This window comes from Joostella sp. (assembly GCF_048266025.1).
Classification (GTDB): Bacteria; Bacteroidota; Bacteroidia; order Flavobacteriales; family Flavobacteriaceae; genus Galbibacter; species Galbibacter atrarenae.
Map to the genome: position 1 here is coordinate 220,106 of NZ_JBLXAF010000001.1, position 13,710 is coordinate 233,815.

Annotated in this window: 9 protein-coding genes; 1 reads left to right on the forward strand and 8 read right to left on the reverse strand. The window is 34.1% G+C overall.

Translation table 11 applies throughout. From position 1 onward, the window contains the following. Window positions 1-12 precede the first annotated feature (12 nt). The 5 genes from ruvA to ruvB form a co-directional block, all read right to left on the reverse strand. A complete protein-coding gene (gene ruvA / locus ACN0TY_RS00970; protein ID WP_236957206.1) occupies window positions 13-594 on the reverse strand; it encodes a Holliday junction branch migration protein RuvA in 582 nt (193 codons plus the stop codon). A gap of 84 nt (window positions 595-678) precedes the next feature. Continuing rightward, window positions 679-2,967 (reverse strand): NADP-dependent malic enzyme, encoded by a 2,289-nt coding sequence (locus tag ACN0TY_RS00975; protein ID WP_417443015.1) that lies wholly within the window; start codon window positions 2,965-2,967, stop codon window positions 679-681. A gap of 199 nt (window positions 2,968-3,166) precedes the next feature. Then, window positions 3,167-4,102 carry a tRNA epoxyqueuosine(34) reductase QueG gene (gene queG / locus ACN0TY_RS00980; protein ID WP_236957208.1) on the reverse strand — a complete coding sequence of 312 codons (936 nt, stop codon included), beginning with the start codon at window positions 4,100-4,102 and terminating at the stop codon, window positions 3,167-3,169. Beyond that, window positions 4,099-5,433 (reverse strand): cytochrome P450, encoded by a 1,335-nt coding sequence (locus tag ACN0TY_RS00985; RefSeq protein WP_417443016.1) that lies wholly within the window; start codon window positions 5,431-5,433, stop codon window positions 4,099-4,101. Before ACN0TY_RS00985 ends, queG begins: the two co-directional genes overlap by 4 nt. Before the next feature lie 34 nt (window positions 5,434-5,467). Continuing rightward, complete coding sequence (gene ruvB, locus ACN0TY_RS00990) at window positions 5,468-6,490, reverse strand: Holliday junction branch migration DNA helicase RuvB (RefSeq protein ID WP_236957210.1); 1,023 nt, start codon at window positions 6,488-6,490, stop codon at window positions 5,468-5,470. A 105-nt stretch (window positions 6,491-6,595) separates the two neighbouring features. On the opposite strand from ruvB, the gene ACN0TY_RS00995 reads away from it, so the two are divergent. Continuing rightward, the gene (locus ACN0TY_RS00995) at window positions 6,596-8,854 is read left to right on the forward strand and encodes an acyl-CoA dehydrogenase (protein ID WP_417443017.1); all 2,259 of its coding nucleotides are present in this window, start codon (window positions 6,596-6,598) and stop codon (window positions 8,852-8,854) included. 82 nt (window positions 8,855-8,936) lie between these two features. On the opposite strand, the gene ACN0TY_RS01000 is transcribed toward ACN0TY_RS00995, so the two are convergent. The 3 genes from ACN0TY_RS01000 to ACN0TY_RS01010 all read right to left on the reverse strand — a co-directional run bounded on the left by ACN0TY_RS01000 (window position 8,937) and on the right by ACN0TY_RS01010 (window position 13,569). Further along, entirely contained in the window at window positions 8,937-9,524 is a 588-nt protein-coding gene (locus ACN0TY_RS01000; protein ID WP_236957212.1) for a DUF3332 domain-containing protein, read from the reverse strand. Between the two features lie 68 nt (window positions 9,525-9,592). Beyond that, window positions 9,593-10,600, reverse strand: coding sequence for a phytase (locus ACN0TY_RS01005; protein WP_417443018.1), 1,008 nt, complete (start codon window positions 10,598-10,600; stop codon window positions 9,593-9,595). A 95-nt stretch (window positions 10,601-10,695) separates the two neighbouring features. Next, entirely contained in the window at window positions 10,696-13,569 is a 2,874-nt protein-coding gene (locus tag ACN0TY_RS01010; protein ID WP_417443019.1) for a TonB-dependent receptor, read from the reverse strand. Between the last annotated feature and the right edge of the window lie 141 nt (window positions 13,570-13,710).

Below are 13,710 nucleotides of genomic sequence, written 5' to 3' on the forward strand. Positions count from 1 at the left end.
TTTTCAAGCCAGTTATAAGTTTTTAAGCGCATTCTTTATTATGTTTTCAACACTTAAATCAGGGTCAGTTTTCACTATCTTCTCCACCACCTTTTCTGCTTGCTTTTTAGCAAATCCCAATACTTCTAAAGCAGATAACGCTTCTTCTTTATTTGTATTGCCTTGCTGAATAAAAACTTCATCCATATCATAAATTTTAAGTATCTTATCTTTCAAATCTATAATAACACGTTGTGCAGTTTTCGCACCAATTCCTTTCACAGATTGTATGGTTGCTACATCACTAGAAGCAATTGCATCTCTAATTTGAATAGGATCCAAAGAGCTTAACATTGTTCTGGCTATGCTAGCACCAATTCCAGAAACTGAAATTAACAATCTAAAAACCTCTCTTTCACCCTTATCGGCAAAACCATAAAGTGTATGAGAATCTTCTTTAACCTGTAAATGGGTATATAGCTGTAGGTTTTCATCGGAAGAGATCTTTGAATAGGTGTTTAAAGATATATTTATCATATACCCAACACCATTACACTCAATAACAACATCGGTTGGATTCTTTTCTACAAGTTTTCCTTTGATCTGTGTAATCATTCTTAATAAAACGTTAATGCTCCAAATGTAACAAATTTAATTACATTTAGAGCATTTATTCTTACAATGAATTTATCTTCTTATTTACATTGCTGCCTTTTGACGTTTTTCTTTTTCTTGAGCATCAACAACGGCAACCGCTGTCATATTCACTATTTCCTCAACTCCAGCACCTAATTGAAGAATATGTACTGGCTTTTTCATCCCTAATAAAATTGGCCCAATAGAATCCGCTTTATTTAACTCTTTCATTAACTTATAAGTAATGTTTGCTGAGTCTAGGTTTGGAAAAATTAAAGTATTAACTTTTTTACCTGCTAATTTTGAAAAAGGAAATTTACTTTGAAGCAATTCTTTATTTAAAGCGAAATCTGACTGTAATTCTCCATCAACCAAAATATCTGGATAATGGCGATGTAAATATGCTACAGCATCACCTACTTTATTAGCTTTTTCATCTTTTGAAGATCCGAAGTTAGCATAAGAAAGCATTGCAATAACTGGCTCTATACCGAACATTCTTGCCGCAGTAGCTGTCATTTGTGCTATTTTCGCTAATTCTTTTGCTGTAGGATCTATATTTATAGACGTATCAGATAAGAACATTGGTCCGCGTTCTGTAATCATAAGATTCACTGCAGCAACCTTACTAACTCCATTTGCCTTCCCGATAAGCTCAAGCATTGGACGTACAACTGTTGGATAAGCTCTAGAGTAACCAGAAATTAAACAATCCGCATCGCCTTCATTTACCATCATCGCAGCAAAATAGTTGCGATCACGCATTTTCTTTTCGGCATCGTAGAATGTTACTCCATGGCGTTTTCTAGCCTCCCAATATTTCTTAGCGTATTTCTTCTTAGCATCATTACATTCATCAGTCTTATTATCGATAATTAATACATCAGCATCAAAATCGATTTCTTTCATCAACTCAAGAATTGTCTCTTTATTACCCAATAAAATCGGCTCTGCAATCCCTTCATCTAAAACAATCTGAGCTGCTTTTAGAATATCCAAATGGTCTGCTTCTGCAAAAACCACTTTCTTAGGATTTGTTTTAGCTCTATTATGTAATAGCCTTACTATTTTATTATCGTTTCCTAAACGCTGTAACAACTCCTCTTCATATTTAGCCCAATCTTCAATCGGTTCTTTTGCTACACCGCTATCCATAGCTGCTTTTGCTACAGCAGGAGGCACAGAAGCTATAAGTCTAGGATCAAAAGGTTTTGGAATTATATAATCTCTTCCAAAATTTAATCGTGTTTCTCCATAAGCAATATTTACCTGCTCTGGAACTGGCTCTTTTGCTAATTCTGCTAATGCTTTTACAGCAGCCATCTTCATTTCTTCATTAATCTTTGTAGCGCGAACATCTAAAGCTCCTCTAAAAATAAAAGGAAAACCAAGAACATTATTCACCTGATTAGGATGGTCTGATCTTCCTGTAGCCATGATAATATCCTCACGAGCATTCATCGCTACTTGGTAATCTATTTCTGGATCTGGATTCGCCATAGCAAAAACTATAGGGTCTTTTGCCATAGAATTTAGCATTTCTGGAGTCACAATATTTGCTATCGAAAGTCCGATAAAAACATCTGCATCAACTAAGGCCTCGTCTAAAGTATCTATCTTTCTATCGCAAGCAAACTCTAGCTTCTCTACGGATAATGAATCTCTATCACTTCTAATCACCCCTTTACTATCTAGCATTACGATGTTCTTAGGAGAAGCACCAAAGGCTTTATATAGACGCGTACAAGAAACCGCTGCAGCTCCCGCTCCACTAATTACGATTCTAACATCTTCTATTTTCTTTTCTGCAAGCTCTAATGCATTTAACAATGCAGCAGCAGAAATAATTGCCGTTCCATGTTGATCATCGTGCATTACAGGAATATCTAACTCCTCTTTTAAACGACGTTCTATCTCAAAAGCTTCAGGAGCTTTAATATCTTCTAAATTAATCCCTCCAAAAGTAGGCGCTATTGTTTTTACAGTTTCGATAAATTTATCGACATCTTTCGTATCGAGTTCAATATCCATCCCATCAATATCAGCAAAGATTTTAAAAAGTAAACCTTTACCTTCCATAACTGGTTTCGAAGCTTCAGGACCTATATCTCCAAGTCCTAAAACTGCCGTTCCATTTGAGATTATGGCTACTAAATTCCCTTTAGCCGTATATTTATAAACATTGTCTTTATCTTTTGCTATTTCCAAGCAAGGCTCTGCAACACCTGGAGAATACGCTAATGCTAGATCTCTTTGTGTGGAATATTTCTTTGTTGGTACTATTTTAATCTTTCCTGGCTGTGGTTTCGCATGATATACCAAAGCCTCTCTTCTTCTGCTTTCTTTGCTCATAATTGCTATTTTGTCCTACTAAATAGGTTAGTCTGTGTTAGTATTAATAAGCTACAAAGAGCTTTATACAATTAAACGTTTACTATTAAAATGTATTTCCTCTAAAAAATAATTTATTATAACTAAGAGTTTATTTCTCTACACAAAGGTATAAGAATTATAATCTATTTATTGTAACTAAAAGTGAAATGTTTTTCACTTAATTTTTCTTACCATTTAAGAACTCTATATTCCTTTTTAAGCCTTCATATTTTGTACGTTTTACTGGAGATTTTCTAAAAATTTCCTGAAAAACATCTTTTGTTATCTCTTGCCATTCTTTTTTTGACATTGATAAAAGCTCGGGATTTGGATTAAATAACGGCTCATTATGTGGCTTTGAAAAGCGATTCCAAGGGCATACATCCTGACAGACATCACATCCAAACATCCAATCATCAAACTTTCCTGAAAAATCATTTGGAATCTCATCTTTTAACTCGATCGTAAAATAAGAAATACATTTACTCCCATCTACCACATACGGATTTGTAATCGCTTCCGTAGGACAAGCATCGATGCAAGCCGTGCAGCTCCCGCAATGATCGGTAACTGCCGTATCATATTCTAAATCTAAATCTACGATTAATTCAGCAATAAAAAAGAAAGAACCTACTTGCTTAGATAGCAAATTACTGTTTTTTCCGATCCATCCTAAACCACTTTTTGCAGCCCATGCTTTATCGAGTACAGGTGCGGAGTCTACAAAAGCCCTTCCGCCAACATCACCAATTTCTTCTTGAATAAAATTTAATAACTGCTTTAATTTATCCTTTATTACAAAATGATAATCTGTTCCATAAGCGTACTTAGATATTTTTGGCGCCGTTGGATCTTTCTGAACTTCAGAGGGAAAATAATTCAGCAATAAAGATATTACAGATTTTGAGCCTTCAACCAAAATCCTAGGATCTAATCGCTTATCGAAATTATTCTCCATGTAGTGCATTTCCCCATTCATTCCTTTACGCAACCACTTCTCTAATCTTGGAGCTTCTTCTTCCAAGAAATCCGCTTTAGAAATTCCACATGACAAAAAGCCGAGGCGTTTTGCTTCAGCTTTTATAAGTGCGGTATGTTTTTCTGTGGAAGTCAATTATCAATTCTTTCTTTAAAATAAATTGGGACTTTTATAGGTTTTAAGGAAATAAGCGGATTAATATCTATGTTTTCTATCGTTGTTGAAATTTCATATTTCTTAAAAATCTCTACTAAAACGAGGATCATCTCATACATCGCAAAGTTATTTCCAACACACATTCGTGGACCAGCCCCAAAGGGATAGTGATATTCTGAATAGTCTTTTTTGTCCATCTCTAAAAAGCGCTCAGGAATATAGGAATCTGGATCCTCCCAAAACTCTTCATTTCGTTGTAACTCATAAATAGACAACAAAACTAATGAGTTCTTTTTAAAAGAATGCCCTTCAATCTCATCATTTTCTTTTGCCACCCGATCAATAATATAAACTGGAGGATACAAACGCATTGCTTCCTCTATGCAAGCTTTTGCATAGGTAAGCTCCCCAAATACATCCCCTATATTATCATCGTTAATAGTAACTTTTTTTATCTCGTTATATAATTTCTCTTGAACTTGAGGATTTTTAGCTAAAAGATATAATGTAAAACTGAGCGCATTCGCTGTAGTTTCATGCCCAGCCGTAAATAAAATTAAAACCTCATCTATTAATTGCCTCCTTGGCATAGAAGTTCCATCTTCATATTTAGCATTTAATAGCATATCCAAAAGATCATTTTCTTCCTGATTAGATGCTATTCTTTCTTCAATAATAGTATTTAGAATCTCCCTTCCTTGCGCCGCATAGCTTAAGTGTCTCTTTTTCATTCCTGAAATTGAAAACCACCATTGCAAGTATGGTTGTCGCATTTCTCTAATAACCATCTGCTGATTCACCTCCGTAATATCTTGCAGCTTCGCCATTGGCTCACGGATATCTGATCTGCTAAAAAGTGATTTTGCTACCACCTGAAAAGCGAGATCTCCCATAAGAGGATAGATATCTGTAGTTGTATTTTTCTTTATCTGAAGTAATTCTTCAGAAATAGCTTGCTTTATAATATGTAGCAAACCTATGATCTTCTTTTTATGAAATGCTGGCTGAATCATTCTACGATGAACCAACCAATGATCACCTTCGGAAGTTAATAATCCGTGACCTATATAATTTGCTAGATCGACTGTCTGTAAAGTGGACTTTTTATAATTGCTATGATTTTTCTGAAGTATATGTCGAATTATCTTTGCATTCTTAGTGAATATTACTGGAGCTCCATTTGGTGTTTTTACTAAGAATATGTCTCCTAATTCCTCAAAAATCTCTTCATGGAATGAGATTGGATTCTTTAGAATCCTTCGGGCATTTAATAACACCCGCCATTGTGGAACTTTAGGTAACTTATACATCAAACTAATTTATTAAGGTTAATACCTTCAGTTTCTAGAACAAACCGCCTTGAATTCCTCCTTTTACTCTCCCCAAATGTTTATAGGCTAACTCTGTAACTTCTCTTCCTCTTGGCGTTCTATGGATAAACCCTTGTTGTATTAAAAAAGGTTCATATACCTCTTCAATAGTTTCTGCACTTTCAGAAACTGCGGTAGCAAGAGTTGTAATTCCTACAGGGCCGCCCTTAAATTTATCAATAATAGTGATTAGAATCTTATTATCCATTTCATCTAAACCAAAAGCATCTACATTAAGTGCTTTAAGTCCAAACTTAGAAATTTCAATATCTATTTTCCCATTTCCTTTAATCTGAGCAAAATCGCGAATTCTACGTAGTAATGCATTTGCAATACGCGGAGTTCCTCGGCTACGTCCAGCTATTTCTATAGCTGCTTCCATGGAAATAGGAACTTTTAAAATCTGCGCACTCCTTTGCACAATATCAGCTAATAATTCGGTAGAATAATATTGAAGACGACTACTAATTCCAAATCTAGCTCGCATTGGAGCTGTTAACAACCCAGAACGTGTAGTAGCTCCAATAAGCGTAAAAGGATTAAGATTTATCTGTACAGTCCTAGCATTAGGACCGCTTTCAATCATAATATCAATCTTATAATCTTCCATTGCAGAATACAAATACTCCTCTACAATAGGACTCAATCTATGAATTTCATCTATAAAAAGCACATCACGCTCTTCAAGATTTGTAAGCAACCCTGCCAAGTCTCCAGGCTTATCTAAAACTGGTCCAGAAGTAACTTTAATTCCCACTCCAAGCTCATTTGCCAATATATGTGCCAATGTAGTTTTCCCCAATCCAGGAGGTCCATGAAATAAGGTGTGATCTAAAGCTTCTGATCTTAAATTTGCAGCTTGCACAAAAACCGTTAAGTTTTCTAACACTTGGTCTTGACCTGCAAAATCATCAAAACTGAGAGGTCTTAATGCCTTTTCAATATCAACTTCTTCTGGAGAAAGATGGTCGTCTGTAGGGTCTAAATATTCATTCATAGATTACAAAGATAAAACAAAAGGAGCTACTATCTACCAACTCGATATCAAGTTATAAATAGGTTAAATTTTATTTTCCCGATATAGAAATTTGTAATTTTAAGTATGAAAAAAACCGAATACACCGCCGCGATTATAAAATACATCCCATTTTTATATGTTATCTGGTCTGATGAATTATTATCGCCTTCTGAAATTTCAATTTTCAAAAAAGCGATTTCCTCAGACACAATTTCTGAAGATGATAAATCTTTACTTGAAAAGTGGATTGATCCTAACAATGAACCTCCATCTGATATTATTAGATCTTGGAAAACCATGATTGATGAATCGGGGTTGAAATTAGTAGAAAGTGATCCTTATCCATTAACTTATTTCAGCATGCGATTTGCTAATAACAATCAGGATACAAATATTGCTGATGAGAGTCTAAAATATATCGAGATAAACTTAGGGATTCAACCAAATCACTATCATCATCTTTTTGATATAAAAATTGAAGCTGCTAGCGGAGCTACTTTTTATTCAGCAGAAAAAATAGACGATCTATTAAAAGGAGATCATGCGGCAGATATAGACACTTTCAGAAATATTTTAAACGACCCTATTTTCGACTTTAAAATTATTCGTGATAAAGAGAAGTTTAGGAATAATGTTTTAGAACAAGTAAAATATCTTGCAGAAAAGGGATATGGAGCCATGGCATATGGTAAAGAATACGGTGGAATTGACGATATGCCTACCTACGCTAATATTTTTGAGAACCTTATGTTCGTAGATGGAAGTCTTACCATAAAATTTGGAGTTCAATTTGGGCTGTTTGGTGGTAGCGTACAAAACCTAGGTACAAAAAAGCATCACGATAAATATTTAAAAGATATAGGAACGGCAGATCTATTAGGCTGTTTTGCTATGACTGAAACCAGACACGGTTCGAATGTAAGAGGTGTAAAAACCACTGCCACTTACATAAAAGAAAAAGATGTTATTGTTATTGATACTCCTGGAGAAAATGACAACAAAGAATACATTGGAAACGCATTGCATTCTGAAATGGCAACTGTATTTGCCCAACTTATTGTAAACGGAAAAAATGAAGGAGTACATGCTATCTTAGTTAGAGTTAGAGATACTAACGGAAATCTAGAACCAGGAGTTCGGATTGAAGATAATGGCTATAAACTAGGATTAAATGGCGTTGATAATGGAAAGATTTGGTTTTCTAATGTAGAAGTTCCTAGAGAAAACCTATTGAATAAATATGGTGACATTGATAATGACGGAAACTACACTTCCCCTATTGAAAATCCAAACAAGCGATTTTTTACCATGCTTGGAACATTAGTAGGCGGTAGAATATGCGTTGCCAAAAGTGGATTAAGCGGTGCGAAAAAAGCACTTGCTATTGCTGTAAAATATGCGCTACAAAGAAGACAATTTAATAGCAGTGAAAAAATCCAAGAGGATTTAATAATGGATTACCCTACACATCAGCTTAGACTCATTAAACCTCTTGCTAAAACTTATGTTTACCATACTGTTTTAGAAAAACTCATTAAAGAGTATGCTAATTCTAAAGACAATGAACGAAGAGAAATAGAAACTAAGGCAGCAGCTTTAAAATCCTCTATTACATGGTTTGCAAATAATACTATCCAAGAATGTAGAGAAGCTTGTGGCGGGAAAGGGTATTTAATAGAAAACAAAATCCCTCATATAAAAGGAGATGTTGATATTTTTACCACTTTTGAAGGTGACAATACAGTTTTGATTCAATTAGCAGCTAAAGGAATTCTAACCAATTTTAAAACAGAATTTAATAGTGATAACTTTATGGATGTGTTAAAATATCTAGGCACTAATGTCTCCGATAAATTAATAACTATAAATCCTATTTTTACTAATAAAACAGATAAAGAACATCTTTACGACATCGAATTTCACAAAGAAGCCCTAGCGTATAGAACTCGAAGGCTTACATTTTCTGCCGCATCGAGAATTCAAAAATACCTAAAGAAAGGCATACCTTCTTATCAAGCATTTTTAAAAACACAAACACATCTTGTAGCATTAGGAAGTTCCTACAGTGAAGAGTTATCTTATAATGAGTTTTTAAACTTTACGGATACCATAAAAGATGAAGAAATGAAATTCCTTTTTAGAAAACTAGGATCCTTGTTTGCGCTAAGTGAAATAAACGAACATGCAGCTTGGTATTTAGAACATGGATATATAAGCGCCAATAAATCTAAAGCAATAAGGAAACAAGTGGAGCGATTGTGTTCTGAACTAAGGCCACATGTAAACACGTTAGTGGACGGTTTCGGAATCCCTAAGAATTGTATCGCTACTCCGATAACATAAACAAAAAATGAGGTTTTGGAATTCAAAACCTCATTTTATATAATTGTACTTTATAGGGATAAACCCAATTAGTACTTATAATTTAGTCTTCTAAAGAAGCAACCATTGCATCACTATAGTTACAAGCAACTTTTTCTTGTAAATAAGCTACAGCTTCTGCTCTTGGAGTAGCTGGATCTATTTTAACTTCTTCTCCATTAGGAAGATTTACAATGTATAAACCATCTTTGAAAGAAGAAAGTTCGATCACCTCTCCATCAGCTTTAATTGCATTCCATGATTTCTCAGAAGGCTTGTAAACTAAATCTACATTTTCTCCCTTTTTAGGACCTTCAATAACAGAAACCTGCATTCTATTTTTAGTCGCTGTCAATTCGTAAGTATTACCGTCTCTTTCAACAATCTGAGTTTCTGACTCTCCCTCTTGCATCGCGATAGGGTTAGAACCTGTCCAGAATTCGATTACGTTAAAGATAATTGCATCACCTAAAAAGAATAAACCGTAAACTGGAATAATGTTAAGTCCCCAAAAGATAAGGTTATTTACAAATTTATTCCCTGTTACTCCTTGATTCCAATCTTTCAAGTTATTAAAAGCACTAAAAGACCCTAAACAACTTGAACATAAAATAGTAAGTGCTAATGCACCAGAAATGACAACTTTTTTCATGATAAAAAAATTTTTGATTATTAGTTATATCTAATTTATTAATAAAATTATAAATAACCCTATTTTTTTTATAGTAATTTTCCTAAGTCAAAAAAGAAAAAATTCTGTTCATCATTCATTGCTACAAATAATCCACTTTTAAAAGTATCATTTAAAGGTGTTGTTACCGCTTCACACCCATCAGTCTCTTTAGTACTTAAATTCAATTCTTTAACAAACTCCAACGTGTTTTTATCGAAAAACACAAAACTATGTTTTTGTTGATTTGAAGCAATTATATAATCCTTCCCGCTCACACCATTTACAAGGCAAAGTCCCTCTATATCATCTAGAAAATATTCACCTCCAAAAGCTGCTAATTCCTCATTTCCATTTTTTGGTTCTGCATGATACTTACGGATTCCGAAGCCTTCATCAGAATAATAAACTACTCCTTCTTTATCATCCACAACAATAGCTTCAATTTCTTTCTTTCCACTAAATTTCCCGAACTTTCTAACAAGCTCCGTTTTTACTCCATTTTTATCAGCTTTAAGCAAATATTGATATAAATAACCTTCCAACGGTCCAGTTTTTCTACCTACAATGGCATACATATTACCATTAACAGCCGAATGATAAAGACTAATTCCCATTGGTAAGTTTTGCTCAGGCTCTTTAGCATCCGTAAATACTGGAAAACCTCCACCGTCTAGCGGCTTCATATCTGGAACTGAAAACAATCTTATTTGCTGACGCTCTCGTTCAGTAAAAGCTATAATATCTACCGTTGTAGAATCGTTTAGCTTAAAATCGTAACGCACATCTACATTATTTGGACGCTTAAGACCTCTTATTGTTTTATTTTCTATCACCTTCCCTTGTAAATCGAAAGCATAAATTGCACCGTCCGTATCTTTATCCGTGCCTAAAACAATACTTTCAGAAGGATTCTTTTTATTTACCCATATTGCAGGATCATCGGTATCGTGCAATGTGTTCTCTGTTACTACATCTGGAGATATAGGAGGTAAGTTATTTTTCTTGCATGCTGAAATTGTAACAGCCAATACTGCTAGATATTTATATAGTTTCATATAATAGTTTTTTATAATTCAGAAGGAAGCAATCTTTAGAAGTAGTTTGGAATTAAAATCAAAAAGACTGCTCCTATCTGAAAATTTGTTCTTAATTATTTCTTGAATAAATCGTACTTAATTCCGAAGGTTAGTCGCTTTTCATAATATTCCATTTGCATGGTTCTATCTTTTTGTCCTTGATAGTATCTTAAAGGCTGATTGGTAATATTATTTAAATCTGCGTAGACTCTTAAGTTATTTGTGATTGCATAACTGATATTAAAATCTAAGAAGAACTGCTCATCATAATAACGATCCTCAAAAGGGTTCCCTCCAATTTCATCTATATATGAATCTGAATAATTAGCTGATAACCTAACGCTAAGTTTTTTGCTATTATATCCTAAAGACCCATTAAACATATTAGGAGACGTATTAGGTAAATCTAAATCATCTCTTTCTTCACCATCTTCATTTTTAATTCCTTCTGCATCCGAAGACAAATAGGTATAATTAAAATAGACATTAAAATTCTTTGCAAATCCAGGAAGGAAATCTAATTTACGTTGGAAAGAGATTTCAGCTCCAAAAATAGAAGCATTATCTCCATTCTGCGGTTGGTAGACATCAAAATCTGTAGTTCCCACTCCATAAAAATCGTCTGTAGTTTCAAAAACAGAAGTATATATAAACTTATCTATCTTTTTATAGAAAACCCCTCCGGAAAGAATCCCTACTGATTTAAAATAATGCTCTGCCATTAAATCGAAGTTCATAGATGTTGTAGGGTCTAAATCGGCATTTCCTAAATAAAGCTCTTCATCTTCAGTAACAACATCTACATAAGGCACAAGATCCACGTAATTAGGTCTAGAAAGTGTATTTGTCCAAGCGAATCTTAAGATTGTTTTATCTGATAAATCATACTTAAAATGTACGCCAGGTAATATATTTGTGTAAGAACTTTTATCAGTAACCTCTCCAACAAGGTCTTCTTCATCTAAAATACGATTTCCTGTTGCGGAAACCTGCGTATTCTCTATTCTTAATCCCGCTAAAAGCGTTAGTTTATCCGTTAATTTTTGTGTAGTCATAATATAACCTGCATACACATCTTCATCAACATCAAAATTTGCTCTTAAATATTCATCTGGAACCGACTCCTTCTTAAATTCATCTCCATTTTCAAGATCTAAGTCTCCTAAAAACTCTGGCGTTACAAAATAACCAGCTTGATACTGACTTCCTGCAAGGAAATCTTCATCACTATAATCTCTAGTATCCACTAAATCCATTGTATCATACTGACTACTTAGTGGGGAATACTCAAAAAAGTTATTATCTCTATTTTTACTTTTTAGACGAGTACGTGCTCCAAATTTTATGATTCCATTTCCATTCCCAAAGAAATCTGCTGGAAGTTCAAAATTTAAAAATGCATTGATATCTTCCTCTTCAGTATATTGATATTCTTCTGTGATTTCGTCTAACTCATAATTATCTAACGCAGTATCTTCTATATTCTGAGGTGTGAAGTAAGGTTTTTTAGTATCTAAACTTCTATCTATTCCAAACTCACTTTCATAAGTTATATAACGCTCATTTGGACGCTCTTCTGAAGCTTTAGCATAAGACCCCATCCAATCAAATTTTAGTTTCCCAAATAAGTGATCTCCCCCAATGCTATAATTCTGCATCCGTTGATCTTCTAATCTAGCATTTTGATTTCTCCCTCCAGGAATTCCTCCTTTAGTTTCTCTTTTTGCTTCCACAGGAAAGCCTATAAGGTTATTATTAGCATCAATTGTAAAGTCATCTGAAGAAATATCTTCACCATCTAGAATCTTATTACTGTATGCAAGTCTATTCTCACGATCATCTCTCCAGTTATACATCGTTTTTAAATAAACGCTGTTATTATCATCCAACTTATAATCTAAATTGGCAGAGAAACTCCTTCTTATACGTTGCACTAAGTAAGTACGAATCTCATATTCTGTAGCATATGGATTAACCCCCATTTCTTCAATAATATCCTCTCCTTCGGAATCTTGAATCCCTGTATTGTATTCAAATTCATCACTCCATTCTGCTTCAACATTATCAGAACCAAAGTCATTATCGTTAACTGACGCTGATAACATCCAACCAAACTTCCCATCGTTTGTTCTATCACCTACTAAAAAAGAACCATTTAAAATCCTCTTATTAGTGATAAAATTAATCCCAGAACCTGCGGTTGCAGAAACACGAAATCCTTGAGGAGCTGTTCTAGTAATTAAATTTACAGAACCTCCAATTGCATCTCCGTCCATGTCTGGTGTTACCGCTTTATTAACTTCAATAGTCTGGATCATATCAGAAGGAATCAAATCCATCTGCACGTTTCTATTATCTCCTTCTGCTGAAGGAATCCTGCTCCCATTTAATGTTACAGAATTAAGTTGCGGAGAAAGTCCACGAACAATAATATTTCTTGCTTCCCCTTGATCCACTTGCATCGTAATACCAGGAATACGTTTTATAGCGTCTCCTATATTGGCATCTGGAAATTTCCCTATTTGATCCGTTGAAACAACATTGGTAATATTTGTATTATTCTTCTGTGTATTTAACGCTCTTGCTTGCCCACTTAACCCATAAGCAGAAACTTCTACCCCTTCAAGCTCTAGGCTTTCAGAATTTAGATTGATTGCTATTGATATCGTTTTTCCTGCAGTAACTTCAATCTCTCTAGATACATCAGAAAAACCTAGGTATTTTATTAGCAATTGATGTGTTCCTTCGGGTACGGATATAAATGTAAACTTACCATCGTTATCAGAAACAACTCCCATATTGAGGTCTTCGATTATTACCGTTGCTCCAGGCACATAAATTCCATTCTCATCGGATATTGAACCTTGAATATTTCCGTTTTGAGCACTCATACTACTCGTAAAAAAGGCAACAATTAAGGTTACAAAAATTAGTTTAAAAGATTTCATAAAATTATGTTTGATTTTTTCACAAATCTATATACTGCAAGCCTTTAGAAGATAAAATTGATGAGAACAAAACGTAATTAAAATGTATATACATAGGAAATATAGAGGCAACATTTATAATCTGGTAACATGAGGTTAACA

Bases quoted from the DNA above. Each gene is read 5' to 3' on its own strand.
- ACN0TY_RS01000 (WP_236957212.1), bottom strand. From the start codon at position 9,524: ATGAAAAAAGTTGTCATTTCTGGTGCATTAGCACTTACTATTTTATGT.
- ACN0TY_RS01010 (WP_417443019.1), bottom strand. From the start codon at position 13,569: ATGAAATCTTTTAAACTAATTTTTGTAACCTTAATTGTTGCCTTTTTT.
- ACN0TY_RS00995 (WP_417443017.1), top strand. From the start codon at position 6,596: ATGAAAAAAACCGAATACACCGCCGCGATTATAAAATACATCCCATTT.
- ruvA (WP_236957206.1), bottom strand. From the start codon at position 594: ATGATTACACAGATCAAAGGAAAACTTGTAGAAAAGAATCCAACCGAT.
- ACN0TY_RS00975 (WP_417443015.1), bottom strand. From the start codon at position 2,967: ATGAGCAAAGAAAGCAGAAGAAGAGAGGCTTTGGTATATCATGCGAAA.
- ACN0TY_RS01005 (WP_417443018.1), bottom strand. From the start codon at position 10,600: ATGAAACTATATAAATATCTAGCAGTATTGGCTGTTACAATTTCAGCA.
- ruvB (WP_236957210.1), bottom strand. From the start codon at position 6,490: ATGAATGAATATTTAGACCCTACAGACGACCATCTTTCTCCAGAAGAA.
- ACN0TY_RS00985 (WP_417443016.1), bottom strand. From the start codon at position 5,433: ATGTATAAGTTACCTAAAGTTCCACAATGGCGGGTGTTATTAAATGCC.